The sequence below is a fragment of the Streptomyces sp. BR123 genome (assembly GCF_013401435.1).
GTDB lineage: Bacteria > Actinomycetota > Actinomycetes > Streptomycetales > Streptomycetaceae > Streptomyces.
Genome location: NZ_JACBGN010000001.1, coordinates 35,745 through 59,396, shown reverse-complemented (window position 1 = coordinate 59,396; position 23,652 = coordinate 35,745). Strand labels below are relative to the sequence as shown.

The following is a 23,652-nucleotide window of genomic DNA, read 5'->3' as shown; positions in this document are numbered from 1 at the left end:
GTCAGAAGCCCTGTGGACAGATTGTGGGCGAGCAAGCCAGTCCCCAGCCTGTGGACGGAAGAAAGTTCCGCAATCTGTGGACAAGTTGCTCCACAGGGGGCGTATTCGAACAGACCAGGGGCGCGCACATGAAGAAGGGCGCCCCCGGATTACTCCGGAAGCGCCCCGTGGATGCGTTTGGCGAAGCGCCGAAGGGCCGTTGACGGCCCGTCGGATGCGGATGCGGATGCGGATGCGGACGGCGGGTGCTCGGTGCCGGGTGTGCCGGGCCCTGAGTGCTGGCTGCTGAGTGCCGGGTGCCGGGTGTCAGGTTCCGGGTGGCGGGTGTCAGGTTCCGGGTGCTGCGGCTCAGCCGTTCTTGATGCGGTTGGTGAGCTCGGTGACCTGGTTGTAGATCGAGCGCCGCTCGGCCATCAGAGCGCGGATCTTGCGGTCCGCGTGCATGACGGTGGTGTGGTCCCGCCCGCCGAACTGTGCCCCGATCTTCGGCAGGGACAGGTCCGTGAGCTCCCGGCACAGGTACATCGCGATCTGCCGGGCGGTGACCAGGACGCGGCTGCGCGAGGAGCCGCACAGGTCGTCCACCGTCAGACCGAAGTAGTCGGCCGTGGCCGCCATGATGTCCGAGGCCGTGATCTCGGGTGCGGAGTCCTCGCCCCCGGGGATCAGGTTCTTGAGGACGTCCTCGGTCAGCCCGAGGTCGACCGGCTGCCGGTTCAGGCTCGCGAAGGCCGTGACCCGGATCAGCGCCCCCTCCAGCTCGCGGATGTTGCGCGAGATGCGGGAGGCGATGAACTCCAGTACCTCCGGCGGGGCGTTGAGCTGCTCCTGTACGGCCTTCTTGCGCAGGATCGCGATACGGGTCTCCAGCTCGGGCGGCTGGACGTCGGTGATCAGGCCCCACTCGAAGCGGTTGCGGAGCCGGTCCTCCAGGGTGACCAGCTGCTTGGGCGGCCGGTCGGAGGACAGCACGATCTGCTTGTTGGCGTTGTGGAGCGTGTTGAAGGTGTGGAAGAACTCCTCCTGAGTCGACTCCTTGCTCGCCAGGAACTGGATGTCGTCGACGAGCAGGATGTCCATCTCGCGGTACCGCTTGCGGAAGGCGTCGCCCTTGCCGTCTCGGATGGAGTTGATGAACTCGTTGGTGAACTCCTCCGAGCTCACGTACCGCACGCGGGTGCCCGGGTAGAGGCTCCGCGCGTAGTGCCCGATGGCGTGCAGCAGGTGCGTCTTGCCGAGCCCCGACTCCCCGTAGATGAAGAGCGGGTTGTAGGCCTTGGCCGGCGCCTCGGCGACGGCCACCGCGGCGGCGTGCGCGAAGCGGTTCGAGGCGCCGATGACGAAGGTGTCGAAGAGGTACTTCGGGTTCAGCCGGGCGGTCGGCTCCGGCGGACCCGAGGTGGAGCCCCCGGACGGGGCCGGCGGGGGCGCGGACCGGCCGGGCCCCGGGCGGGGGCCCGACGGCTCGTACGGCGACTCGTACGGGGAGGACTCGAACGGCTGAGGCTCGTAGGAGCCCTGGTCGTAGCCGCCGGACTCGGCCTGCTGGAGGTAGCCCGGCTGCGGGGAGGCGTACGGGTCGCGCTCGGGGAAGCCGCCGTGGCGCGGCTGCTGCCAGCCGTAGTCGTCCTGCTGGCCGCCACGGGGCCAGGCGCCGGGCTCCGGGCGCTGCTGCTGGTAGTCCGGGTACGCGGGGCGCGCGGTGGGCAGCTGGTCGTCGCCCGGCCCGGGACCGTGGTGGCCGCCGGGGCGCGGGCCGCCGTACGGCTCGTACGACTCGCCTCGCTGCGGGGCGGGCGGGGCCGGCGGCGGCGCGGGCTCGCCGACGGAGTCGTCCACGGTGATGGCGATACGGATGGGGCGGCCGCACTCACGGCTGAGCGCATCGCTGATCAGCGGCGCCAGACGGCCTTCGAGGACGCGCTTTCCGTACTCGTTGGGTACGGCGAGCAGCGCGGTGTCGGCGACGAGGGCCAGGGGCTGGCAGCGCTCGACCCACTGCTGGTCCTTCGGCTCGACCGCCTGCTGTCCTTCCCCCAGGAGCTTCTCGAGCACCCGTGGCCACACTGCGGCAAGATCGGCAGGTACGTCAGCCACAGGGCACGCTCTCTCACAGGGGGTCCCACGAATGTGTGGTTCTTTGGGACGGTCGGGACAAAAATCCGGGGTCAGACAACGGTAGTCAGCGCGACCGGTAGGGTTCAAGTCGTTGTCCACAGCCTGTGTACAGCGCGGGACGGCGTCGCCTCGGTTTGACCGGATGGCGTAGCCGCGCGTACCGTAACGAGGTCGAGTTGTCGATGGCTGCTGCCGCCTGCCTACCGATGGGCGAGGATCACTGATCGTGGTCGTTGAGCGGTGCCACTCGGGCGAACACGCGAGTTCCTCGTGGGCGCACGGTGACAGCCAGGCGATGTCCCGCCACAACGATTCATTCTCTGGAGCCCCCGAGTGAGCAAGCGCACCTTCCAGCCGAACAACCGTCGCCGCGCGAAGACCCACGGCTTCCGCCTGCGGATGCGCACCCGTGCCGGCCGCGCCATCCTGGCGAACCGCCGCAGCAAGGGCCGCGCTGCCCTCTCCGCGTAACTCACGCAGGTCGTGACGTCGTGCTGTCTCCCGAAAATCGGCTGAGGCGGCGCGAGGACTTCGCGAGCGCGGTACGCCGAGGCCGCAGGGCCGGTCGCCCGCTCCTCGTCGTCCACCTACGCACAAGCGGTGCAACGGACCCGCACGGGCCGGGGGAGACAGTTCCCTCGACCCGTGCGGGTTTCGTCGTCAGCAAGGCCGTGGGGGGCGCCGTCGTCCGGAACCGGGTGAAGCGCCGCCTCCGCCATCTCGTACGCGAGCGGCTCTCCCGCCTGCCCGCCGGTAGCCTGGTGGTGGTGAGGGCGTTGCCCGGATCGGGCGATGCCCGCCTCGAGGACCTGGCCAAGGACCTGGATGCCGCTCTGCTGCGGCTCCTGGGAGGCGCAGCTCGATGAAGTACCCGCTGCTCGCTTTGATCAAGCTGTACCAGTGGACCATCAGTCCGCTGCTCGGCCCGGTGTGCCGTTACTACCCCTCGTGCTCGCGCTACGGGTTCACGGCCATCGACCGGCATGGTGCGGTGAAGGGGACCGTTCTCACCGCCTGGCGGATCCTGCGGTGCAACCCGTGGTCCGCGGGTGGGGTTGATCATGTCCCACCTCGTAAACGCCCGCGTTGGCACGAGCAGCTGCGCACTGCGTTGCGTAGATCTCGCAATGCTCAAGGAGCCTGATTAGTGGACACGATTGCCAGTCTGTTCAGCTTTATCACCACACCCGTCTCGTGGATCGTCGTCCAGTTCCACTCACTGTATGGAGCGATCTTCGGGCCGGACAGCGGGTGGGCCTGGGGCCTGTCCATCGTGTCCCTGGTGGTCCTGATCCGTATCTGCCTGATCCCGCTCTTCGTGAAGCAGATCAAGGCGACGCGGGGCATGCAGGCGCTCCAGCCGAAGATGAAGGCGATCCAGGAGCGCTACAAGAACGACAAGCAGCGTCAGTCCGAAGAGATGATGAAGCTGTACAAGGAGACGGGTACCAACCCGCTCTCCTCGTGTCTTCCCATCCTGGCGCAGTCGCCGTTCTTCTTCGCGCTGTACTCCGTGCTGGCGCACATCGCCGACGGCAAGACCATCGGTGTGCTGGACCAGCAGCTGGTCGACAGCGCCCGCGAGGCGAAGATCTTCGGCGCGCCGATCGCCGCCAAGTTCATGGACAGCCCTGAGAAGGTCGCCGCGCTGGGCGCCTCGCTGACGGACGTCCGGATCGTGACCGCGTTCATGATCATCCTGATGTCGCTGTCGCAGTTCTACACCCAGCGCCAGCTGATGCAGAAGAACGTGGACCTGACGGTCAAGACGCCGTTCATGCAGCAGCAGAAGATGCTGATGTACATCTTCCCGGTGATCTTCGCCGTCATGGGTGTCAACTTCCCCGTCGGTGTCCTCGTCTACTGGCTGACCACCAACGTCTGGACCATGGGCCAGCAGATGTACGTGATCAACCAGAACCCGACGCCGGGCAGCAAGGCGCAGGACCAGTACCTGACGCGCCTGCTCAAGTCCGTCAGCTCGCACGGGCAGGTCAAGGGACGGGGCAAGAAGAAGATCGTCGCCGCGATCGTGGCCAAGGGTCCGGACCGCAACGACATCGAGCGCAAGTTCATCGCAACTCTGACGAAGCAGGGTCTGGCCGCCCAGGATGACGGTTCTGTGATCAAGAGTTCCGTGGCCACGGCGGACGCGGACGCGGCGAGCAGCGGCGCCCAGAAGCGTCAGCAGCCGAAGCGCCAGACGAAGGCGCAGCGCCAGACGCCCTCCAAGCCCTCTCCCAAGAAGTAAGAAGGAGTCCCTCCCGTGACGGAAGGCACCACCACCGCCGCCGCTGAGAGTGGCGACACCCTGACCCGCCTCGAGCAGGAGGGTGAGATCGCGGCCGACTACCTTGAGGGTCTGCTCGACATCGCCGATCTCGACGGTGACATCGACATGGACGTCGAGGCCGACCGGGCCTCGGTCTCGATCGTCAGCGACTCCGGCGGCCGCGACCTGCAGAAGCTCGTGGGGCGCGACGGCGAAGTCCTGGAGGCCCTGCAGGAGCTGACCCGCCTCGCCGTGCACCGAGAGACCGGGGATCGCAGCCGACTGATGCTGGACATCGCAGGGTTCCGTGCCAAGAAGCGCCAGGAACTGGCGGCTCTGGGGGCCAAGGCGGCGGCCGACGTGAAGGCGTCGGGCGAGCCCCTGAAGCTGGCCCCGATGACGCCGTTCGAGCGGAAGGTCGTCCACGACGCCGTGGCGGCCGCCGGTCTGCGGAGCGAGTCGGAAGGCGTGGAGCCGCAGCGCTTCGTCGTTGTGCTCCCGGCCTGATCGCAAGCCCCGATGTGTTCGGCCCCGTCTGTGTCGCAGACGGGGCCGATGTTTGTCAGCCTGGCAGTACCAGTGCGTTTTCACGATCACTGATCACGCGGTACGCAAAACGGAAGGACGGTCCCCGTGACGGAGGCAGCGGAGCTTCCCCCGGCGCCGGAAGAGGCGCGCGCGGTGTTCGGCGAGTTTTTCCCCGAAGCTGTGCGGTACGCGGAGCTGCTCGCGGACGCAGGGGTCCAGCGGGGCCTCATCGGCCCACGCGAGGTGCCGCGCCTGTGGGAGCGGCACCTGCTGAACTGTGCGGTCTTGTCGGAGGTGGTGCCCGAGGGCGTCACCGTGTGCGACGTGGGCTCAGGCGCCGGCCTTCCCGGCATCCCGCTGGCCCTGGTGCGCCGGGACCTGAAGATCACGCTGCTGGAGCCGCTGCTCCGGCGCACGAACTTCCTCCAGGAGGCCGTGGAACTGCTGGGCCTGGACCATGTGACGGTGGTGCGCGGCCGGGCTGAGGAAATGCTCGGCAAGGTGCAGCCCGTGCATGTGGTGACGGCGCGGGCGGTGGCCCCGCTGGACCGCCTTGCGGGCTGGGGCGTGCCGCTGCTGCGCCCGTACGGCGAGATGCTGGCGCTCAAGGGCGACACTGCCGAGGAGGAGCTGGCGGCGGCGAAGGTCGCGCTGGCGAGGCTCGGTGTGGTCAAGACCTCCGTGCTCCAGGTCGGCGCGGGTGTGGTGGACCCGATGTCGACGGTGGTGCGGGTCGAGGTCGGCGAGAGCCCCGGAGGTGTGCGGTTCGCGGCCAAGCGGGCCAAGGCGGCCCGGGTGGGGCGTTCGCGCCGACGCCGGTAGTGGCGATCCTGGCCTGTGGCTTCCCCAGCACCCCCTTAGCGGGGGTGTTGGGCCCTATAGGTGCGGATTTGGGAGTGTCGTAGAGACCTGTCGGCTCTGCCCCGGCATCGTGTTTCACGTGAAACGTCGCTCTCTGCTGCACGGAATCATCAGTCGCGGCCGGGAAGCCGCGCCCCCTCGGTCCTCCAGGGACGGAAGGGGGACGGAGTTGTCCACATCTGTGGGTTCATCCACAGCAGTACGGGCCCCGCTGGTTCGCGGCCCCGGTGGCATGGCAGGCTCTGTGCATCGCGAGCCCCCTGCCGAGGAGAGTGACACCGTGCGGTCCGACGCCAACCTCGCGGGGCCGATGGCCGACCCGGTCCCCGGTCCCCGCTCTGAAGCGGCAGGCGGTGATGTTTCACGTGAAACATCACCGCCGCCCCCTGCCGACAACGACACGTCCGGCGGTGTGCCCGACCCGTTTGCGCTCGAGTCGTTGCGGCGTGCCGGTGAGGGGCTGCCCCGGCCGAACCGGACACGGGTGATCGTCGTCGCCAATCAGAAGGGCGGCGTCGGCAAGACCACGACGACCGTGAACCTGGCGGCCTCGCTGGCGCTCCACGGCGCGCGGGTCCTGGTCATCGACCTCGACCCGCAGGGGAACGCGTCCACCGCGCTCGGTATCGACCACCACGCGGACGTCCCTTCGATCTACGACGTGCTGGTCGACAGCAGGCCGCTGCTGGAAGTGGTCCAGCCGGTGGTGGATGTGGAGGGCCTCTTCTGCGCCCCGGCCACCATCGACCTGGCGGGCGCGGAGATCGAGCTGGTCTCCCTGGTGGCACGCGAGAGCCGCCTGCAGCGGGCCATCCAGGCGTACGAGCAGCCGCTGGACTACATCCTCATCGACTGTCCGCCCTCGTTGGGCCTGCTGACGGTCAACGCACTGGTTGCGGGCGCCGAGGTGCTGATCCCGATCCAGTGCGAGTACTACGCGCTCGAGGGCCTGGGCCAGCTCCTGCGCAATGTGGACCTGGTGCGATCCCACCTCAACCCGGCGCTGCACGTCTCCACCATCCTGCTGACGATGTACGACGGCAGGACCCGGCTGGCCTCTCAGGTGGCCGAGGAGGTCCGCACCCACTTCGGCAGCGAGGTGCTGCGGACGAGCATCCCCCGGTCGGTGCGCATCTCCGAGGCTCCGAGCTACGGGCAGACGGTGGTCACCTATGACCCGAGTTCCAGCGGTTCCCTCTCCTACCTGGAGGCGGCGCGTGAGATCGCGCTGCGGGGGGCCGGAATCCAGTACGACGCCCGGCACGCCCATATGGGCGCGGGCATGAACAGCACGCACAGTGTGGCGGAGGGGATCCAGTGAGCGAGCGACGAAGGGGTCTGGGCCGGGGGCTCGCCGCGCTGATCCCTGCTGCCCCGCAGGAGAAGACGCCGGCAGTGACCACTGCAGGGTCGGCCGGGTCGAGCTCGCCGACGGCGATGCCGCCACTGACCTCGGAACGCGGAAGTGTGGCGGCGAAGCTGGCCTCGCTTGCCCAGGCCGATGTTTCACGTGAAACATCGGCACCGGTCGAGCCGGAGCCGACGCCCGAGCCGGCGGAACCTTCGGTCGCCGATGTGGCGGGTGCGATGTTCGCGGAGATCCCGATCGGCGCCATCACGCGGAACCGGCACCAGCCTCGCAAGGAGTTCGACCGCGATGCACTGACGGAGCTGGTGACCTCCATCCAGGAGGTGGGTCTGCTCCAGCCGGTGGTGGTGCGACAGGCGGGCCCGGACGGCTATGAGCTGATCATGGGCGAGCGCCGCTGGCGCGCGTGCAAGGAGCTCGGCCTGGAGTACATCCCGGCGATCATCCGGGCGACGGAAGACGACAGGCTGCTTCTGGACGCGCTGCTGGAGAACCTCCACCGGGCTCAGCTGAACCCGCTGGAGGAGGCTGCCGCGTACGACCAGCTGCTGAAGGACTTCAACTGCACGCACGACGAGCTGGCGGACCGAATCGGTCGCTCCCGTCCTCAGGTGACGAACACGCTGCGGCTCCTCAAGCTGGCGCCGAAGGTGCAGCTGCGTGTGGCGGCAGGTGTGCTCCTGGCAGGCCACGCTCGGGCCCTGCTGCCCGTGGAGGACCCCGAGGCGCAGGAAGCCCTGGCGGAGCGCATCGTGGAAGAAGGCCTGTCGGTGCGCTCGGTCGAGGAGATCGTCTTCCTGATGGGGTCGGAGCCGGAAAGCCCGGTGAAGCCGAAGAGGCCGAGGGCCGGAGCCCGGGTCTCCCCGGCGCTGAGTGAGCTCGCGACGCGGCTGTCGGACCGCTTCGAGACCCGGGTGAAGGTGGACCTGGGTCAGAAGAAGGGCAAGATCACGGTCGAGTTCGCCTCGATGGAGGACCTGGAGCGGATTCTGGCGACGCTGGCGCCGGGCGAGGGCCAGGTGCTGGAGCGGCGGCCGTCCGGGGAGTGAGTTCCCGGCTGCTGAGGGGCGGGTCGTACCGGTGTATGCCGGTGCGAGCCGCCCCTTTGCCTTGTTGCGGTTTCTCCTGATTCGGACCCTGGATACGATGCGCTCATGGGGCGTCGGTTGGTACCACTCACACTGGACAACCTCCAGGACCTGCCTCTGCGTTGCCGGTCCTGTGTGTTCTGGGAACTTGATCCTGTCAGCGGTGAGGCCGCCGCCAAGGCGGGGACTCCGGCCCTGGAGAAGGAGGCGTGGATCTCCGCGGTCCTGCTGGAATGGGGCTCGTGCGGCCGTGTGATCTATGTGGACGAGGTCCCCGTGGGGTTCGTCTTGTACGCGCCGCCCGCTTATGTGCCCAGGTCCACGGCCTTCCCGACGAGCCCGGTGTCTCCGGATGCGGTGCAACTGATCACCGCATGGATCATGCCGGGGTATCAGGGGCAGGGCCTCGGGCGGGTGATGGTGCAGACGGTGGCCAAGGACCTGTTGCGGCGGGGCTTCCGGGCGATCGAGGCATTCGGCGACGCGCGCTGGGAAGGGCCCGCATGCCTGCTGCCGGCGGACCATCTGCTCGCGGTGGGCTTCAAGACAGTGCGACCTCATCCGGTGCATCCGCGGCTGAGGTTGGAGCTGCGCTCGACGCTGTCGTGGAAGGAAGACGTGGAACTGGCACTGGACCGGCTGCTGGGCGCGGCTCGGAAGGAGCCCGCTCTGCGCCCCTTGTGAGAGGGGTGCTGGTGAGCGGCCGGATCGGAGCCGGGTCCGATCGTGTTGTGGAACGGGAAAACGGGGCCGCCCCTGACAAGGGGCGGCCCCGTTTCACGTGAAACATTGCCGTCAGACGGCCTTGGCCTCGATGAACGAGTCGAGGTCACGCAGGATGGCGGCCTTGGGCTTGGCACCGACGATGGTCTTCACGACCTCGCCGCCCTGGTAGACGTTCAGGGTCGGGATCGACATGACGCCGTACTTCGCGGCCGTGTTCGGGTTCTGGTCGATGTTGAGCTTGACGATCTCGATCTGGTCGCCGTACTCGGCTGCGATGGCCTCCAGAGACGGAGCGATCTGGCGGCACGGACCGCACCACTCGGCCCAGAAGTCCACCAGGACGGGCTTGTCGCTCCGGAGGACCTCGGTGTCGAAGTCGGCGTCGGTCACGTTCTTGAGGGTGCCGGCCACAGCGGCCTCCTAATTCTTCCTGCGGGGTGTTGAGGTGGGGGGGTGTCTGGGGTCAGACCAGCGCGGGGGCCTTCTCGGCGTCCGCGAGGGCGGCGAGGAATCGCTCGGCGTCGAGGGCGGCGGCGCAGCCCGTGCCGGCGGCGGTGATGGCCTGACGGTACGTGTGGTCCACGACGTCGCCGGCTCCGAACACGCCGGGGACGTCGGTGCGCGTGGACGGGGCCTCGACCTTGAGGTAGCCCTCGTCGTCGAGCTCCAGCTGGTCCTTGAACAGTTCGGTGCGGGGGTCGTGGCCGACGGCGATGAACAGGCCGGTCACGGGAAGCTCGGAGGTCTCACCGGTCTTGGTGTTGCGCAGGGTGAGGTGGGAGAGCTTCTGGTCGCCGTGGATCTCGGAGACCTCGCTGTCCCAGGCGAACTTGATCTTCGGGTCGGCGAAGGCCCGGTCCTGCATGGCCTTGGAGGCGCGCAGGGCGTCACGGCGGTGAACGACCGTGACGGACTTGGCGAAGCGGGAGAGGAAGGTGGCTTCCTCGATCGCGGTGTCGCCGCCGCCGACAACGGCGATGTCCTGGTCCTTGAAGAAGAAGCCGTCACAGGTGGCGCACCAAGACACACCGCGGCCGGAGAGGGCGTCCTCGTTGGGCAGGCCGAGCTTGCGGTGCTGGGAGCCGGTGGCCACGATCACGGCCTTGGCGCGGTGTACGGTGCCGACAGAGTCGGTGACAGTCTTGATCTCACCGGTGAGGTCCACAGACACGATGTCGTCCGCGACGAGCTCTGCACCGAAGCGCTCGGCCTGGCCGCGCATGTTGTCCATGAGGTCGGGCCCCATGATGCCGTCCTGGAAACCGGGGAAATTCTCGACCTCGGTGGTGTTCATCAGCGCGCCGCCGGCGGTGACGGCGCCTTCGAAGACCAGCGGCTTGAGCGAAGCACGTGCGGTGTACAGGGCGGCGGTGTAACCGGCGGGCCCGGAACCGATGATGATCACGTTTCGTACGTCGCTCACGGGTCTCTTCCTCGTCTCTGTGGACTGCGCGCTGCGGGCCCTGGGGGCCGGTGTGGAGTCTCACCCCACCCAACGGATCCTAAGGCGCGAGCATTCCCGGGCTGCTCACCCACGAGCCCCAAGCTGTCAGCTTCGAGGGTAAGTCCTGGTCAGCAGGGGGTGGCCTGCGCCGTCCGAGGGGGTGACCGCACAGTCGGCGCCGACGAGGTAGGCGTCCACCTTCCCGGGGTCGCCGGGATGCGGAAGGACGAGGAGGTAGACCTCGCTGCCCTGATAGGTGCCGCGCTCGACGGCGAGCGGGGTGTCGCTGCGGCCGGTGGCGTTCCGGGCGCAGGACGGAACCGCAGCGGCGTCCGTGCCCGCCCGGTCGCCCAGGGCCGGTGAGGTGTTCTCCAGGCCGTAGGTGCTGTTCTCCTGCTGCTGCGCCTTCGGGGAGGCCTTCATGGCGCCTTCTCCCGAGGCCAGCAGGCGGTTCACGTTGTCCTGGAGGCCCTGGGCGGTATAGGTGCCGGCGGCGGGGGCCTGGGCGGTGGCGTTCGTGGGGGACTTGCGGGCCGCCGTGTCAGGGGAGCCACCCAGCAGATTGCCTGCGAGGAGAATCCCGAGCGCACAGGCGGCGGCTCCGGTGAGGCCCGCGATGACCGCGATCCGGCGGCGGGCGCGACGGCGCCCGGGACCGGTTGTGCCGCCCGGGTGACCGGCGGGTCGGCGCGCGTCCCGTCCGGAGCGTGCGGCCGGCGTTGTTTCACGTGAAACAACCCGATCGGTGTCGGGGGCGGCGTCGGGGGCGGACTCGTTGCCCGGTCTGGGGGTGGTGGAGTCCAGTAGTGCCTCGGCTGCCAGCGCCGCGTCGATGCGCCCGGCGATGTCCACGGGCATGCGGGGCGGCCCCGGCAGCGTCCCGAGCAGGCCGCGGATCTCCTCCAGGGATGTGTGCACGTCGGCGCAGAGGGGGCACTCGGCCAGATGGCGGCGCACCTCGGCGGTCCGGGCCGGGGAGAGGAGTCCCTCGGTCAGGTCGGAGATTTCCGAGACGTCAGGGTGCCGGATCGTGCCGGCTGCGGGAGTCACGTTCGTCCACCTCCGCCCTTCACCGTGTCTGCGCCTGGCGCTGGCTGACTGGAGTCTGCCGCTGGTGGGACGGGTGTCCCCGGCGTCCGGTTCCTTCCCCGCTCCATAGCCGTGTTATCCCCGGCATTCGAGCGCAGATGAGTGAGCATCGGGACGAGTTTCGCCCGTCCGCGTGCGCACCGGCTCTTCACCGTGCCGACGGGGACGTCGAGGACCCGGGCGGCCTCGGCGACGGAGTATCCCTGCATGTCGACCAGGACGAGAGCGGCCCGCTGGTCGGCCGGGAGGGTGGCGAGGGCAGCCAGCAGCTCGCGGTGGAGGTCCTCGCGCTCCGCGGGGGCCTCGGCGGACTCGTGGGGCTCCAGGAGGCGCTCCAGGCGGTCCGTGTCGTCGAGGAGGGCCGTCCTGCGGGAGGCGGCCTTGCGGGCCCGGTCGAGGCAGGCGTTGACGGTGATGCGGTGCAGCCAAGTGGTGACGGCGGACTCGCCGCGGAAGGAGTGCGCGGCCCGGTAGGCGGAGACGAGGGCGTCCTGCACGGCGTCGGCGGCCTCCTCGCGGTCGCCGAGGGTGCGCAGCGCCACCGCCCAGAGCCGGTCGCGGTGCCGGCGCACGAGCTCACCGAAGGCATCGGGGTCCCCGGCGACGTGCAGCGCCAGCAGCTCCCGGTCGCTGCGGCCGCCTGCCGCTGCTTCCTGCATCACACCTCGCTCCCTCCCGGCATGGAGACTAGGGCTTTCGCGAGCGGAGCACGAGGGGGGCGCCTACCGGTGTTGCCGAGGCCGCGGGCGGTTGCCCCGCGGCTGCCGTGGGAGCGGTGCCGGGAACGTCCCCTGCACCGCATCGCACGGCCTTGCGGACTGCTGCGGCCGCTCAGTCGACCAGGCCGGTGACCTTGATCTCGGTGATGCCGCCCCGGTAGCCGTCTCCGTCGCGTGAGGCGGGCAGTTTGGTGAGGTGCACCAGCAGGAAGCGAGTCTTCACCGGCTCGTCAGGCTTGGCCACCAGCTTCCTCTCCGTGATGCCCAGCTTGGAGAGCTGCTCTGGGAAGTCGGAGAGGGAGTTCGCCGAGGTGGCCTCGGGGGCTGCGGCGCGTACTTCGGCGGTGTGTCCCGCGGCGTACATCTCCGCTTCGAGCCCGGTCACGTCTTGGACGCTGCCGAGGTCGATGATGATGCCGCTGCCGTCGCTGTAGGCGGGGAGGTTGCCGAAGTTGGCGTGGCCGTAGAACACCTGTGTGATCCACGTCGTGCTGGTCTTGCCGTCCACGGCCTTCGGGACGTCGCCGGCCTTGTTGTCTCCGCCGAAGAGCGCTGCGCTGCTGATGGGCAGAGGCTTGCTCTGCTTGGACGACTTCTGGTCGTCGGTCTTGGCGGGCTGCGTGGAGCTGCCGTTGCTGCCGCTGTTGCCCTTGACGCGGTCCAGCAGCGTGTCGGCCAGCTGCCAGCTGCCCAGGCCCAGCGCAGCGATCAGCAGGGCCGCGACGCCCCACTTCAGGGCACGGCCCGTACGGCTCTGCAGCGGGGGCGGAGGCGTGACGGGGATGGGGCGCGTCAGGGGTGAGCCGGGGCGCGTCGGCGGACGGCCGTAGCTCCCCTGCTGGTAGGTCGTCTGCTGGTACTCGGGCGGCGGGGTGAAAGCGGGCTCCGGCGGCCGGATGCGAGGCATCGCAGCAACCGCCTTGGCCAGTTCCTCCGGGGTGGTGCAGGCGGGCTCCTGGCGGGAGGCGGTGGCCCCGTCGTTGGCGAGGGCGCGCATGGCGAGCTCGCCCAGGCCGCGGTGGACACCGGCACGGACCTGGTCGGGCGGAAGCAGGCCGACGCCCTTCGGCAGGCCGGAGAGGCCGTACGCGTCGTCCTCGTACGGCCAGCGCTGGGTGAGGGCGGCGTACAGAAGTGCGCCGATGGCTTCGGTGTCCGCACGCTGCGGGGTGTCGCTCGTGATGCCCCGCAGCGCGGCGTTCACGGCGAGGCCGCGGATGCGGTACTGGCCGGTGGAGGTGCGGAGTATGGCGCTGGGCGTCAGGCGCAGGTGGGACAGGCCCTCGCGGTGGGCGGCGGCCATGGCCTGGGAGACCTGGCTGACGAGCTGGTACGCGTCGTAGGGCTCCAGGGGGCCGGAGGCGAGGATCGCGGTCAGCTCGGTCGCGTCGGGCAGCCACTCGTGGACGACGTAGACGAGGTCGCTGTCCTCCACGGCGTCGAGGACCTGGACGAAGCGCGGGTCGCCCAGCAGGGCCGATGACCGGGCCGCGGCCAGGACCGTGCGGGCGCGCGGGTGGTCGGCGGGCAGCACGTGGACGCCGACGGCCCGCCGCAGCTTCTCGTCCACCGCGCGCCAACTGCTGAATCCGTCCAGACGGGTGACGCACTCCTCCAGGCGGTAGCGCCGTGCGAGCTTGTGGCCGCTGTGGAGTTCGGGGGCGGCGGCAGAGGCCGCCGGCCTGCGTTCGCCGTCCTTCTCTGGCATGGGTCCGTCCGCGGCTCGTCCGTTCTGGGTGTCCACCCCGTCGGCCGTGGCCTTCGCCGCATCTGCGACGAGCGGCTGGTCGCCGCCGTTGTCGGCCACGTCGACGGCAGCCGTGCTACGTTCCGCCACCGTCGTTCCTGCCTCCCCATCCGTTACGCGCTGTCGGCCAGTCTGCGAAGCCATGCCAATTGTGCCCACAGTCCGGCGCTATGCACGACACGCGAAGGGGTCCGACGGTTGTGCGCATCTAGCGACCCATGCGCCCGCGAACCATTCCGACCATGGCGTTGAGCTCTTCGATCCGCATCCGCTTGGCCGCCAGAAGGAAGACCCCGCCCAGGGCGAGGGAGCCGACGACCACCGCAGTGAGGGAGCCGAGGACTCCGCTGCCCAGCCACTGGGTGACGGCGTAGGCGACACCGCCGGCCACGGCGGCCGCCGGGATGCAGGCCCCGATGAGGCGCGTGTAGGTGCGCCGCACGTGGGCGCCGTCCAGGTCCCCGCCGAGCCGCTTGCGCAGGCGCTTCCAGGCGACGCCGACGCCCACGGCGTAGCCGAGACCGTAGGCGCCGGCCATGCCGACGACCGCCCAGCGAGCCGGAAGGACGAAGAACGCAGCAGCGGAGACGGAGGCGTTGACCGCGGCGACGATGACGGTGTTGTAGAAGGGCGTGCGCGTGTCCTCGTACGCGTAGAAGCCGCGCAGGACCACGTACTGGACCGAGTACGGAATGAGCCCGAGGCCGAACGCCATCAGGATGTAGCCGATGTTCTGGGCGCCGGCGCCCGCGCCGGCGTAGAGCAGCGTGGCCATGGGGACGCCGAGGGCGAGGAACGCGAAGGCGCACGGCACGATTGCGACGGCCGAGGTGCGCAGTCCGTAGGAGATGTCATCGCGGACGGCGGCGGCGTCCCCGTCGTGGGCGGAGCGGGAAATCCGGGGCAGGACGGCCGTCATGACGGAGACGGTGATGATGGCCTGCGGCATCTGCCACAGCAGCAGCGCGTACTGGTAGCCGGTGATGCCGGTACCGGGGTGGCCCTGCTCCTCGGCGATCGCACCGGCCCAGGTGGCGAGCTGGGTCACCACGACCAGACCGATCTGGTTGGCCAGGACGAAGAAGAAGGTCCACTTGGCCAGACCGGCGGCCTTGCCCAGGCCATGACCCTTCCAGTCGAAGCGCAGGCGCGGCGAGAACCCGGCGTCGCGCAGGTACGGCAGCATCGCCAGCGCCTGCACGGTGAGGCCGAGGAGGGTGCCGATGCCGAGCAGGCGCACACCCTCCGGAGTGACCGTGGCCGCACTGACGCCGGAGGTGGTGAAGCCGCCGAAGGCCCAGATGAACGCGCCGAAGGTGGCAATGGCCACGATGTTGTTGAGGACCGGGGTCCACATCATCGCGCCGAAGCGGCCGCGTGCGTTGAGGATCTGACCGAGCACCACGTGCACGCCCATGAAGAACATGGTCGGCAGGCAGTACCGGGCGAAGGCGACCGCGACCTCCATCTGCTGCGGATCGGAGGCGATCTTCGGCGACATCATGGTGATGAACACCGGCGCGGCCAGGACACAGATCGTGGTGACTGCGGCCAGCAGGACGACGACCAGGGTCAGCAGCCGGTTGGCGTACGCCTCGCCCCCGTCGTCGTCGTTCTTCATGGCCCGCACGAGCTGGGGGATGAAGACGGCGTTCAGGGCTCCGCCGCCCACCAGCACGTAGATCATCGTCGGCAGCGTGTTGGCGATCTGGTAGGTGTCGTTGAAGGTGCCGACACCGATGGCGGCGGCGACGACCAGAGTCCGCAGGAAGCCGGTGATGCGGGAGACGATCGTCCCGGCGGCCATCAGCGCACTGGACTTGAGGAGACCGGCGGCCCGGCCGGTCGGCTTGCTCGGCGCCGGGGACGCGACGGGCGCGTCCTCGGCGGGAGCACCGGGCGCCGCCTGCTGGTCCTTGTACAGGTGGGCGAAGGCGTCGGGCTCGGCCTCCTCCTCCGTCGCGCTGGTGACCAGGGAGTCCACGCCCACGAACTGCGTGGTGGAGGGGCGGTCACCGTACGGGAGGTGGCGGGAGGGGCCGTCCGGCTCGGGCGGCGGGGTCTGGGCCCACACGCGCGGGTCGGGGCCCTGCTGCGCGGTCCGCGGTGCCCCGTAGAGCGGTCCCGGGTCCTGGTAGGTCCCCGGCGGCGGCGGGGGGTGCGACGCCCGGTCGTAGAGGACCTCGGCGACCGGGTCCTGGGCCGACAGGTCCTGCGACCGGTACGGGTCGCGGTCGTAGACGTCCTGGACGTACGGGTCGCGGTCCGCTGCAGGACCAGGCACGGGAACCTGTCCGGGCAGCCTCATCCCCGGATCGGCGCCCGAGGAGGGCGCGGGCGCGCCAGTGCCCTGCGCGCGGTCACCGTCGTACGGCGCGTTCATCGAAACCCCACCTCATCGTCCCAGGCCGGCCGGCCACGGCATCGCTCAACGGTCCACTGTCTCACCCGCGCCGGACGGGCTGGTGCTTTGCGGTCCGGTGTCCGGGGTCCCGTCACTCGGCTGCGTGCTCTCCTCGGCGGCGGCGGCCCGGGCGGCGACACGTTTGCGACTGGCGTACATCTTGATGCCTGCCAGGACCAGGAGCAGCACCCCGCCGGCGATGACGAGCATCACAGTCGGTGTGATCTCGGTGGCCTCGACGGTGAACCTGCGCTCCTTGCCGTAGGGCACACCGTCTTTGGTGAAGAGCTGCGCAGTGACCTCGACGGGGCCGCTCGCGGTGGCGTTGGCGGTGAACTTGACCGTCTGGCTGTGGCCGCCCTGGACGGTGACCTGCTGCTCGGCCTCGCCGCCGTCGCCGAACATCAGACGGGTCGGGTTGGCGGACTTCACCCGCAGGACGAGGTTGTGGACGTCCTGCACGAGGCTGTTCTGGACGCTCACCGGGATCGTCGCGCTGTGCCCGGACAGGGTGGCGTCGGACTTGGGGACGACCTTGACCTTCTCGGTCAGGCCGATGAGGTACTCCTGCACCTGGTTGCGGTAGTACCCGGCGTCCTGCGGACGGCCCCGCCAGGAAGTCGACATCTCGCGGTTGGTGGTGTTGCCGAACGGGATCTCCACGCGGTCCGGCGAGGTCAGGATGACCTTGAAGTGGTCGAGGGTGTTCTGGGTGGTGCGGATCTTCTCGAACGCGGCGACGGGCAGCTCGGTCTTGCGCAGCGCCTCGGGGTACTGGCCGGCGCCCGGGACCTGGGTGTTGACGCCGGTGTCGGGCTTGGCCGCCGCGGCGGCGTCGAGGTCCGCGGGCTGCGTCCAGCGGCCCGCCTGCAGGGCCCGCAGCGCATCGGCCATCGACTGCGCCTGGCTGGCGGTGGGCATCCGCTGCGGGGTGACGACGAAGCTGCGCTGGTTGTCGGTCTTCTGCAGGTTGAGGGCCAGGCTGTGGGCGAGGAAGCGCTGGACGGCCAGCGTGGAGTTCCCGGCGTTCAGCATGTCGCCCTCGAAGGCGGTCGACAGGTCGGCGTCGGCGACGACGGCGGTGGTGCCCGCGCCGATGGGGCGGGCCGCCGAGGGGGTGTAGCCGAGGGCGCCGGTCTCCTGGAGGCTGTCGCTGCGGGCGAGCACGTGGTGGGCGCCGGCCGAGGTGGCGACGTTCACGATCGACGGGTCGATGGCGCCGTCCACAGGCCAGGAGAAGTCGGTGGACGGGGTGACGTGCAGGACGGTCTCCACCGCCTGCTTCGCCTTGTCGGTGGCGGGCCGCAGCTGGCCCAGGGTGCCGGAGACGTCCTTGCCCTGGTGGGCGAGAGAGGCGATGTCGGGGTCGGCGAACGGCAGCGCGACGATCTTCTTGCTCTGGACGGCCGATTCGAGTGAGTTCAGCCACTGTTCGGCGACGGCCTTGTTCTTGCCCTGGACGATCTTTCCGTCCGGAGTGCGGTACCGGTAGCCCTTGGTCATCGCGTCGACCGTGTACAGCAGGTCGGGATCGATGACCCAGGTAATCGGCAGCTCCTTGCCCAGCGAGACCATTCGCTCCAGGCGGCCGCCGGTCCTGAGCTCATCGGCGAGGGAGTCGTCCAGGAAGACGGGCGTCTGCACCTCGTCCGAGCCGGTTTCCGCGGTCAGCCGGGTTGTCGAGACCAGCGGCCACAGGTAGGTCAGCTGGGAGCGCTTCGCGGCGGGGTCCGGCTGCCAGGGCAGGAAGGTCCGCTTGATGCCCAGCACCTGCTCGTAGCTCCGGCTCTCGGTCTCCCCGGACAGCGAGACGCCCAGCTGGTACACGCCCTCCTTGCCCAGCTCCAGCTTGTCCACCGGGATCGAGAGAGTGAAGGGCTGGCTGGCCTTGGAGGGCAGCGATGCGATCTTCGCGGAGTAGGCCTGGTCGACCTCGCCCGGGTCGGTGCCGGCCCGGAAGCCGACCCGCTCCGCCGCCTCGTCGATCGAGGCCCGGTCCCCGAGGGCGGGCCCTACCCGCAGACCCACGTGGGCGCCCGTGATCGTCTCGTGGCCGGTGTTGACCACGGTGCCGGAGATCGTGAGCGTGTCGCCCTTGACCGGGGCGGCCGGAGCCACGGTGCTGAGCTGGACCTCGACGGTGCCCGCGTCGGCGGCCTGTGCCGGGGGCGCGGGTGAGGCGGCGAGAGCGGCGAAGACGGGCGTCCCGGCCAACAGGACGGCGGCGCGCCGCAGCCAGCGGCGCCGGGCAGGAGCGGGGGACGCCCCCTGGATGTCTGCCGCCTCGGCCACGCGCTAGCCCGTCCCTCGAAGTGTCAGTGGTCGTCGTGTCTGCGTCCAGGAATGGTAACGAGACCCGCTGCATGCGAGTGCCGCGCCTTGCTCCACATGATCGGTTCCGCTCCGCGGGCGCCGCCGGGTGGGGGGGCGACAAACCCGGGAGCCCCTGCCGGGCCGGGCACGTACCCTTTTCTGTTGTGCCGAACGCCAACGAAGACAACCCCAGTGCCCTGAGTCAGGTGCAGCACCGCGCGGTCAGCGAACTGCTGCGGGTCGCCCCTGTCGCCGACGAGCTCGGCCTCCGCTTCCGGGAGGCCGGCTTCAGCCTTGCCCTCGTCGGCGGGTCCGTACGCGACGCGCTGCTCGGGCGTCTCGGCAACGATCTCGATTTCACCACCGATGCCCGCCCCGAGGACGTCCTCAAGATCGTCCGGCCGTGGGCCGACTCGGTCTGGGACGTCGGCATCGCCTTCGGCACAGTGGGGGCCCAGAAGGCGGGCTTCCAGATCGAGGTGACCACGTACCGCTCGGAGGCGTACGACCGGACCTCGCGCAAGCCCGAGGTCTCCTACGGCGACTCGATCGAGGAGGATCTCGTCCGCCGCGACTTCACCGTGAACGCGATGGCGGTCGCGCTGCCCGAGAAGGTGTTCGTGGACCCGCACGGCGGTCTGGAGGACCTCCAGGCGCGCGTGCTGCGGACCCCCGGCACGCCGGAGGAGTCGTTCTCCGACGACCCGCTGCGGATGCTGCGGGCGGCGCGCTTCGCCGCGCAGCTCGACTTCGAGGTCGCCCCCGAGGTCGTCACGGCGATGAGGGAGATGTCCGGGCGGATCGAGATCGTCTCGGCGGAGCGGGTGCAGGGCGAGCTGAACAAGCTGGTGCTGTCGGCGCACCCCCGCGAAGGCCTGGGCCTACTCGTGGACACCGGGCTGGCCGATCACGTACTGCCCGAGCTGCCCGCGCTGCGGCTGGAGCGGGACGAGCACCACCGGCACAAGGACGTGTACGACCACTCGCTGATCGTGCTGGAGCAGGCGATCGACCTGGAGGACAACGGCCCGGACTTGGTCCTGCGGCTTGCAGCCCTGCTCCACGACATCGGCAAGCCCCGTACCCGCCGGTTCGAGAGCGACGGCCGGGTCTCCTTCCACCACCACGAGGTGGTGGGAGCCAAGATGACCAAGAAGCGCATGGCCGCGCTGAAGTACTCCAACGACATGATCAAGGACGTCTCCCGGCTGGTGGAACTGCACCTGCGGTTCCACGGCTACGGGGACGGAGAGTGGACCGACTCGGCGGTGCGACGCTACGTCCGCGACGCCGGTCCGCTGCTGGACCGGCTGCACAAGCTGACCCGGTCGGACTGCACCACCCGGAACAAGCGCAAGGCCAACGCCCTCTCGCGCACGTACGACAGCCTGGAGGAGCGCATCGCGCAGCTCCAGCAGCAGGAGGAACTGGACGCGATCCGGCCGGACCTCAACGGCAACGAGATCATGCAGGAGCTGGGCGTCGGTCCCGGGCCGCTGATCGGGAAGGCCTACGCCTTCCTGCTGGACCTGAGGCTGGAGAACGGCCCCATGGAGCGGGACGCGGCCGTCGCCGCGCTCAAGGAGTGGTGGGCAGCGCAGGCCTGATCCGCGGGTGCCCGGGTCGGTGTTTCACGTGAAACACCGACCCGGGCAGGCTGTTGGGCGGCTTCAGGGCCGTGTTTCACGTGAAACATTGCCCTGGCGCCCGAGGTAGACGGCGGTCAGTGCGTAGAGCACGGAGACGGTCACGATGAGCACTGCGGACTGCCCGTCGGAGGGCAGCATCAGGGAGGACACGGCGGCCGCGAGTACGAATGCGACGTTGAACAGCACGTCGTAGACCGAGAAGACACGGCCGCGGAAGTCGTCGTCCACCCGGGACTGCACGACGGTGTCGGTGGCGATCTTGGCGCCTTGGGTGGCGAGGCCGAGGACGAACGCGGCGGCGAGCATCGGACCCGGCAGGAAGAACAGGCCGAGCGCGGGCACGAGCACGGAGGCCGCGGCCGAGCAGGCAGTGATCCAGCCGAGGGTGCCCAGGCGGCCCACCATCCGGGGCGTGATGACGGCGGCGGCGAAGAAACCGGCCCCGGAAAAGCCCACCGCGATGCCCAGCAGGGCGAGCCCGTCGGACTCGTTGTCCGACCAGGAGTAGCGGCAGAGCATCAGCAGGGTGACCGTGAGGGCCCCGTAGCAGAAGCGCATCAGCGTCATCGCAGTGAGCGCCTGGGCGGCTTCCCGCCGCTGGGCCAGGTGCCGCAGCCCCTCGGCCATGCCCCGGACGGTGAGGGCGATCCCCTCTGCGACCGTCGGATGGGCCACACCGACGCGATGGTCGGGCCCCAGCAGGTCGGTTGCCAGGCGCAGCGAGACAAGTGCCGCGCAGAGGTAGAGGCCGGCTCCGAGCAGGACGACGACGGCGTCGGAGTCGGAGGCCAGGAACTGCAGCAGGAAGGCCAGCCCGCCTCCGGCCGTGGCGGCGAGAGTCCCCGCGGTGGGAGAGAGCGCGTTGGCAGTTACCAGCTGGTCGGGCGCGACCACGTGGGGCAGGGAGGCGGCGAGGCCGGCCAGGACGAAGCGGTTGACCGCGGTCACGGAGAGGGCAGAGGCGTAGAAGAGCCAGTCCGGGACGTGTGCGACGATCAGGACGCCGGTGATGCAGGCGAGGAAGGCCCGCAGCAGGTTGCCGTAGAGGAAGACCTGGCGGCGGCGCCAGCGGTCCAGGAGCACCCCGGCGAAGGGGCCGATCACGGAGTACGGCAGCAGCAGGACCGCCATGGCCGAGGCGATTGCCGCGGGCGAGGTCTGCTTCTCCGGGGAGAACACCACATAGGTGGCCAGCGCGACCTGGTAGACGCCGTCCGCGGCCTGGGAGAACAGCCGTACGGCGAGCAGGTTGCGGAAGTCCCTCAGGCGCAGGAGTACGCGCAGATCACGTACGACAGGCATGAGGGCAAGGGTCACACACGCGGAGGGTCCCCGGACACATTGCCCGGGGACCCTCCGTGGAAGAACGGTCGAAGACCAGGTGTCCGGGGGGACTCCCGGTGCCGCGCGCTGTGTCGTGCTTAGCGCTCGACCTCGCCCTTGATGAACTTCTCGACGTTCGCCAGCGCCTCGTCGTCGAAGTACTGGACCGGCGGGGACTTCATGAAGTAGCTGGAGGCCGACAGGATCGGGCCGCCGATACCACGGTCCTTGGCGATCTTCGCCGCGCGCAGGGCGTCGATGATGACACCGGCGGAGTTCGGGGAGTCCCACACTTCGAGCTTGTACTCGAGGTTCAGCGGGACATCGCCGAAGGCACGGCCCTCAAGGCGGACGTAGGCCCACTTGCGGTCGTCGAGCCACGCGACGTAGTCGGACGGGCCGATGTGGACGTTCTTGTCGCCCAGGTCGCGGTCGGGGATCTGCGAGGTGACGGCCTGCGTCTTGGAGATCTTCTTCGACTCCAGGCGGTCGCGCTCCAGCATGTTCTTGAAGTCCATGTTGCCGCCCACGTTGAGCTGCATGGTGCGCTCGAGACGGACACCGCGGTCCTCGAACAGCTTCGCCATCACGCGGTGCGTGATGGTGGCGCCGACCTGCGACTTGATGTCGTCGCCGACGATCGGGACACCGGCCTCGGTGAACTTGTCGGCCCACTCCTTGGTGCCGGCGATGAAGACCGGGAGGGCGTTGACGAAGGCGACCTTGGCGTCGATGGCGCACTGGGCGTAGAACTTCGCCGCCTCTTCCGAGCCGACGGGCAGGTAGCAGACCAGAACGTCGACCTCGCGGTCCTTGAGGACCTGGACCACGTCGACCGGGGCCTCGGAGGACTCCTCGATCGTCGCGCGGTAGTACTTGCCCAGGCCGTCCAGGGTGTGGCCGCGCTGGACGGTCACGCCGGAGGGCGGAACGTCGCAGATCTTGATGGTGTTGTTCTCGCTGGCGCCGATGGCGTCCGAGAGGTCGAGGCCGACCTTCTTCGCGTCGACGTCGAACGCGGCGACGAACTCGACGTCACCGACGTGGTAGTCGCCGAACTGGACGTGCATCAGCCCGGGGACCTTGGACGCCGGGTCGGCGTCCTTGTAGTACTCGACGCCCTGCACCAGCGAGGCGGCGCAGTTGCCCACGCCGACGATGGCTACGCGAACCGAACCCATTCCGGTTGCTCCCTGTTTGTTCTCGGACGAGGCCTGCGAGGTGCAGGCCTCACTTTGCGGTTTCGTCGGGCGGACCGGGTCGTCGCAGATCCCGGCCCGCCCGCTCACTCTCGATGAGCTCGTTCAGCCAGCGCACTTCGCGCTCCACGGACTCCATTCCGTGCCGCTGCAGCTCAAGCGTGTAGTCGTCGAGGCGCTCCCGTGTGCGGGCGAGCGAGGCGCGCATCTTCTCCAGACGCTCCTCGAGCCGGCTGCGGCGGCCTTCGAGGACCCGCATGCGCACGTCCCGCTCGGTCTGGCCGAAGAAGGCGAACCGGGCGGCGAAGGTCTCGTCCTCCCAGGTATCGGGGCCCGTGCGGGACAGGAGCTCCTCGAAGTGCTCCTTGCCGGCCGCCGTCAACCGGTAGACGATCTTGGCGCGGCGGCCTGCGAGTGGTGCGGCGAGGGCGTCTTCCGGGGCGTTGCCCGGCTCTTCGGCCAGCCAGCCGTTGGCGACCAACGTCTTGAGGCAGGGGTAGAGCGTCCCGTAGCTGAACGCCCGGAACACCCCCAGCGAGGTGTTGAGCCGCTTGCGCAGCTCGTAGCCGTGCATGGGGGCCTCGCGAAGCAGGCCGAGGACGGCGAACTCGAGGATGCCTGAGCGCCTGCTCATCCGCCTGCCTCCTTCGCCTCTGAGTTTTTATACCGAGCTGATGTATCGGCTCGATACATCCAGACGATAGAACGGGTGGTCATCGTCGACAAGTGGTGATCTCGTGACCGGCATCACATCACCGGTTCGCAGGATGCGACTTGCCTGTTTTGGGGTGAACTTCGGCACT

The 23,652-nt window shown here is 69.4% G+C and carries 20 protein-coding genes and 1 pseudogene; 10 read left to right on the top strand and 11 right to left on the bottom strand.

Annotation, left to right across the window (positions count from 1 at the left end; all coding sequences use genetic code 11):
• Positions 1–348: 348 nt before the first annotated feature.
• The gene (gene dnaA, locus HYE82_RS00285) at positions 349–2,097 is read right to left on the bottom strand and encodes a chromosomal replication initiator protein DnaA (RefSeq protein ID WP_179171826.1); all 1,749 of its coding nucleotides are present in this window, start codon (positions 2,095–2,097) and stop codon (positions 349–351) included.
• Positions 2,098–2,451: 354 nt separating this feature from the next.
• On the opposite strand from dnaA, the gene rpmH reads away from it, so the two are divergent.
• The 9 genes and pseudogenes from rpmH (at position 2,452) to HYE82_RS00240 (ending at position 8,920) form a co-directional block, all read left to right on the top strand.
• Positions 2,452–2,589 (top strand): 50S ribosomal protein L34, encoded by a 138-nt coding sequence (rpmH, locus tag HYE82_RS00280; protein WP_018547628.1) that lies wholly within the window; start codon positions 2,452–2,454, stop codon positions 2,587–2,589.
• A 20-nt stretch (positions 2,590–2,609) separates the two neighbouring features.
• Entirely contained in the window at positions 2,610–2,984 is a 375-nt protein-coding gene (gene rnpA, locus HYE82_RS00275) for a ribonuclease P protein component (protein WP_179171825.1), read from the top strand.
• A pseudogene (yidD, locus tag HYE82_RS00270) lies at positions 2,981–3,235 on the top strand (membrane protein insertion efficiency factor YidD); the annotation flags it as partial. The gene rnpA and the pseudogene yidD, both read left to right, overlap by 4 nt.
• Positions 3,236–3,265: 30 nt before the next feature.
• Entirely contained in the window at positions 3,266–4,369 is a 1,104-nt protein-coding gene (yidC, locus tag HYE82_RS00265) for a membrane protein insertase YidC (RefSeq protein ID WP_179171823.1), read from the top strand.
• 15 nt (positions 4,370–4,384) lie between these two features.
• Positions 4,385–4,897, top strand: coding sequence for a R3H domain-containing nucleic acid-binding protein (locus tag HYE82_RS00260; RefSeq protein WP_179171822.1), 513 nt, complete (start codon positions 4,385–4,387; stop codon positions 4,895–4,897).
• 126 nt (positions 4,898–5,023) lie between these two features.
• The gene (gene rsmG / locus HYE82_RS00255; RefSeq protein ID WP_179171821.1) at positions 5,024–5,740 is read left to right on the top strand and encodes a 16S rRNA (guanine(527)-N(7))-methyltransferase RsmG; all 717 of its coding nucleotides are present in this window, start codon (positions 5,024–5,026) and stop codon (positions 5,738–5,740) included.
• 271 nt (positions 5,741–6,011) lie between these two features.
• Complete coding sequence (locus tag HYE82_RS00250) at positions 6,012–7,100, top strand: ParA family protein (protein ID WP_256986784.1); 1,089 nt, start codon at positions 6,012–6,014, stop codon at positions 7,098–7,100.
• The gene (locus tag HYE82_RS00245; protein ID WP_179171820.1) at positions 7,097–8,197 is read left to right on the top strand and encodes a ParB/RepB/Spo0J family partition protein; all 1,101 of its coding nucleotides are present in this window, start codon (positions 7,097–7,099) and stop codon (positions 8,195–8,197) included. Before HYE82_RS00250 ends, HYE82_RS00245 begins: the two co-directional genes overlap by 4 nt.
• Before the next feature lie 105 nt (positions 8,198–8,302).
• Positions 8,303–8,920: a GNAT family N-acetyltransferase gene (locus HYE82_RS00240; protein ID WP_179171819.1), complete on the top strand. Its 618-nt coding sequence runs from the start codon at positions 8,303–8,305 to the stop codon at positions 8,918–8,920.
• Positions 8,921–9,031: 111 nt separating this feature from the next.
• Here HYE82_RS00240 and trxA read toward each other — a convergent pair whose 3' ends face one another.
• The 7 genes from trxA to HYE82_RS00205 form a co-directional block, all read right to left on the bottom strand.
• On the bottom strand, positions 9,032–9,373 hold the full coding sequence (gene trxA / locus HYE82_RS00235) for a thioredoxin (protein ID WP_179171818.1): 342 nt from the start codon (positions 9,371–9,373) through the stop codon (positions 9,032–9,034).
• 52 nt (positions 9,374–9,425) lie between these two features.
• Positions 9,426–10,385: a thioredoxin-disulfide reductase gene (gene trxB / locus HYE82_RS00230; RefSeq protein WP_179171817.1), complete on the bottom strand. Its 960-nt coding sequence runs from the start codon at positions 10,383–10,385 to the stop codon at positions 9,426–9,428.
• A 126-nt stretch (positions 10,386–10,511) separates the two neighbouring features.
• Positions 10,512–11,456, bottom strand: coding sequence for an anti-sigma factor (locus HYE82_RS00225; protein WP_179171816.1), 945 nt, complete (start codon positions 11,454–11,456; stop codon positions 10,512–10,514).
• Positions 11,453–12,154: an RNA polymerase sigma factor SigM gene (gene sigM / locus HYE82_RS00220; RefSeq protein WP_179171868.1), complete on the bottom strand. Its 702-nt coding sequence runs from the start codon at positions 12,152–12,154 to the stop codon at positions 11,453–11,455. Before sigM ends, HYE82_RS00225 begins: the two co-directional genes overlap by 4 nt.
• A gap of 172 nt (positions 12,155–12,326) precedes the next feature.
• Positions 12,327–14,051 (bottom strand): protein kinase family protein, encoded by a 1,725-nt coding sequence (locus HYE82_RS00215; RefSeq protein WP_179171815.1) that lies wholly within the window; start codon positions 14,049–14,051, stop codon positions 12,327–12,329.
• A 118-nt stretch (positions 14,052–14,169) separates the two neighbouring features.
• A complete protein-coding gene (gene murJ / locus HYE82_RS00210; protein WP_179171814.1) occupies positions 14,170–16,344 on the bottom strand; it encodes a murein biosynthesis integral membrane protein MurJ in 2,175 nt (724 codons plus the stop codon).
• 45 nt (positions 16,345–16,389) lie between these two features.
• A complete protein-coding gene (locus HYE82_RS00205; RefSeq protein ID WP_179171813.1) occupies positions 16,390–18,657 on the bottom strand; it encodes a DUF6049 family protein in 2,268 nt (755 codons plus the stop codon).
• A gap of 185 nt (positions 18,658–18,842) precedes the next feature.
• On the opposite strand from HYE82_RS00205, the gene HYE82_RS00200 reads away from it, so the two are divergent.
• Positions 18,843–20,285 (top strand): CCA tRNA nucleotidyltransferase, encoded by a 1,443-nt coding sequence (locus tag HYE82_RS00200; RefSeq protein WP_179171812.1) that lies wholly within the window; start codon positions 18,843–18,845, stop codon positions 20,283–20,285.
• Positions 20,286–20,348: 63 nt separating this feature from the next.
• On the opposite strand, the gene HYE82_RS00195 is transcribed toward HYE82_RS00200, so the two are convergent.
• The 3 genes from HYE82_RS00195 to HYE82_RS00185 form a co-directional block, all read right to left on the bottom strand.
• Positions 20,349–21,629: an MFS transporter gene (locus HYE82_RS00195; RefSeq protein WP_179171811.1), complete on the bottom strand. Its 1,281-nt coding sequence runs from the start codon at positions 21,627–21,629 to the stop codon at positions 20,349–20,351.
• 119 nt (positions 21,630–21,748) lie between these two features.
• Positions 21,749–22,831 (bottom strand): inositol-3-phosphate synthase, encoded by a 1,083-nt coding sequence (locus tag HYE82_RS00190; protein ID WP_179171810.1) that lies wholly within the window; start codon positions 22,829–22,831, stop codon positions 21,749–21,751.
• A gap of 49 nt (positions 22,832–22,880) precedes the next feature.
• On the bottom strand, positions 22,881–23,483 hold the full coding sequence (locus tag HYE82_RS00185) for a PadR family transcriptional regulator (protein ID WP_179171809.1): 603 nt from the start codon (positions 23,481–23,483) through the stop codon (positions 22,881–22,883).
• Between the last annotated feature and the right edge of the window lie 169 nt (positions 23,484–23,652).

Excerpts from the sequence above, each read along its gene's own strand:
- HYE82_RS00250 (WP_256986784.1), top strand. The coding sequence starts at position 6,012 with ATGGCAGGCTCTGTGCATCGCGAGCCCCCTGCCGAGGAGAGTGACACC.
- HYE82_RS00240 (WP_179171819.1), top strand. The coding sequence starts at position 8,303 with ATGGGGCGTCGGTTGGTACCACTCACACTGGACAACCTCCAGGACCTG.
- sigM (WP_179171868.1), bottom strand. The coding sequence starts at position 12,154 with ATGCAGGAAGCAGCGGCAGGCGGCCGCAGCGACCGGGAGCTGCTGGCG.
- murJ (WP_179171814.1), bottom strand. The coding sequence starts at position 16,344 with ATGAACGCGCCGTACGACGGTGACCGCGCGCAGGGCACTGGCGCGCCC.
- HYE82_RS00195 (WP_179171811.1), bottom strand. The coding sequence starts at position 21,629 with ATGCCTGTCGTACGTGATCTGCGCGTACTCCTGCGCCTGAGGGACTTC.
- HYE82_RS00190 (WP_179171810.1), bottom strand. The coding sequence starts at position 22,831 with ATGGGTTCGGTTCGCGTAGCCATCGTCGGCGTGGGCAACTGCGCCGCC.
- HYE82_RS00185 (WP_179171809.1), bottom strand. The coding sequence starts at position 23,483 with ATGAGCAGGCGCTCAGGCATCCTCGAGTTCGCCGTCCTCGGCCTGCTT.